This is a genomic window from Parasynechococcus sp., assembly GCF_042954245.1.
GTDB lineage: Bacteria > Cyanobacteriota > Cyanobacteriia > PCC-6307 > Cyanobiaceae > Parasynechococcus.
Genome location: NZ_JBGKDP010000133.1, coordinates 1 through 2022, shown reverse-complemented (window position 1 = coordinate 2022; position 2022 = coordinate 1). Strand labels below are relative to the sequence as shown.

Annotated in this window: 3 protein-coding genes; 1 reads left to right on the top strand and 2 read right to left on the bottom strand. The window is 60.2% G+C overall.

The features are described 5' to 3' along the window. Window positions 1-64 precede the first annotated feature (64 nt). Complete coding sequence (ebsA, locus tag ACGVJ8_RS05930) at window positions 65-466, bottom strand: type IV pilus biogenesis protein EbsA (RefSeq protein ID WP_392346313.1); 402 nt, start codon at window positions 464-466, stop codon at window positions 65-67. 2 nt (window positions 467-468) lie between these two features. Here ebsA and ACGVJ8_RS05925 point away from each other — a divergent pair, with 2 nt between their 5' ends. Then, on the top strand, window positions 469-1206 hold the full coding sequence (locus tag ACGVJ8_RS05925) for an SDR family oxidoreductase (protein ID WP_392346311.1): 738 nt from the start codon (window positions 469-471) through the stop codon (window positions 1204-1206). On the opposite strand, the gene map is transcribed toward ACGVJ8_RS05925, so the two are convergent. Then, window positions 1187-2022 (bottom strand): type I methionyl aminopeptidase (gene map / locus ACGVJ8_RS05920; RefSeq protein WP_392346309.1); only part of this gene is annotated, 836 nt, incomplete at its 5' end. The genes ACGVJ8_RS05925 and map overlap by 20 nt on opposite strands.

Below are 2022 nucleotides of genomic sequence, written 5' to 3'. Positions count from 1 at the left end.
AACGGCTCACACGATCCGATCAACAGTGTCGTTCCCATGGAGGTGATGCCTAACACCACTAAATCTAGGCCTGTTCAGGAGCATCTCCGCGCTCGATCAACAACCACTGCCAGAACCCATCGGGCAGATCCGGCTCCGACGGCTGCGGATGGGAACGATCCATCAGCCAGACCACCAGCTGATGGGTGGTGACGGCGAAATCAAAATCTCCCTCAGGATGACCGGGAAAACAAAGCTGGCAATCTAGCCTCTCCATCGGTGCAACAACCCCATGCCAGCGGAGCTCGTAGGGGTGTCCATCGCTTTCGGCCACGGGACGCCGCCCCTGCAGTTTGCCACTGCCCAGGATCTGCAGGGCTGTGGATAGATCCTGCTCGTGACTGACGCCACCGCAGTAGGGAGCGAACAGAACCAGTTGGGCGACTCTGACACAGCTGGTGCTTGATTCTTGCTCCGCTCGCTTCAAGGATGCCCCAAGCTGGCCCCATGGCCCAGTCTCCCTTCCTCGGCAAACGGATCGGCATCACAGGCGCTCGTGGAGCCCTTGGCGCAGCCCTGGCCCGTTACTTCCGTGCCGCAGGCGCCCACGTGATCGGTTTCACCCACGGATCCATACCTCCAGAGCAAGCGGATGGTCCACACCGTTGGGTGAGCTGGAGCTGCGGCAACGAAGCCAGCTTGGATGCCGATCTGGCGGAGCTCGATGTTCTGGTCCTGAACCATGGGATCAATCCTCAAGGCGGCCAAAGCCCCGAGGTGATCAATCAGGCGCTGGAGATCAACACCTTGAGCAGCTGGCGGCTGATGCAGCGATTTGAGGCCATCAGCAGAGCATCGCCGCAGAGCGATACGAGGGAGGTGTGGATCAACACCTCGGAGGCTGAAATTCAGCCTGCAGTGAGTCCTGTGTATGAACTCACCAAGCGGATGTTGGGACAGCTGGTGAGCATCCGCGGTGCGGTGCTTGATGCCTCAGGCCGCGAAGCCCTGATCCTGCGCAAGCTGGTGCTCGGCCCCTTTCGCTCATCGCTCAATCCGATTGGGGTGATGAGCGCAGATTTCGTCGCAACCCAGGTGCTGCGCCAGGCGAGCTGGGGCTTTCGCCTTGTGATCGTGACGCCAAACCCACTGACTTATGTCTTGATGCCCCTGACCGAGCTTGGACGGCGGGCCTACAGCCGGATCCTCAGTCGCCGCGATCCGTGAGAATTTCGCATCCATCACTGGTCACTAAAACGGTGTGCTCCCACTGCGCCGAGAGCGAGCCATCGCGGGTCACAACGGTCCACTGATCCCGCAGGGTGCGGCATGCCTTGCTGCCGGCATTGAGGATGGGCTCAATCGCCAGGGTCATGCCAGGACGCAAGGTGACGTTGGGAAGCTCGTCGGTGCGGAAATTGAACACGGAAGGTTCTTCGTGCAGGTTCCGGCCGACACCGTGGCCGGTGTAATCCTCCACGACACTGAAACCGTTGGCCTTGACGTGGTCTTCAACGGCTCCAGCGATGTCCAGCAATGTGTTGCCTGCTTTGACTTGGCTCAGACCAGCCATCAAGGCTTCCTTGGCAACACGGCTCAAGGTCTGTGCTTCCTGGGGCGCATCTCCCACGCAGATCGTGATGCAGCTGTCGCCGTGGTAGCCCTCGAAGTAGGCGCCGGTATCCACCTTCAGCAGATCGCCCTGGCGGATCACACGCTTCGGACTGGGGATGCCATGCACAACTTCGTTGTTGATGCTGGCGCAGATGCTCGCCGGAAAACCGTGATAGCCCTTGAAACTTGGGGTCGCCCCCATCTCTCGGATGCGTTTTTCCGCATAGGCATCAATATCTCCCGTCGTCTGACCTGGCTCCACCATTCCCATCACCTCCCGCAGCACGGTGGCGACGATATGGCTGGCCTGACGCATGATCTTCACTTCACGGGCTGATTTGATCTCAACACCGCGACGCTTCTGGATGCGCGGGCCTGTCGCCGTCACCTGCCCCTGCGTTGCCTGGGTGGATGCCAGAAGATCAGCAA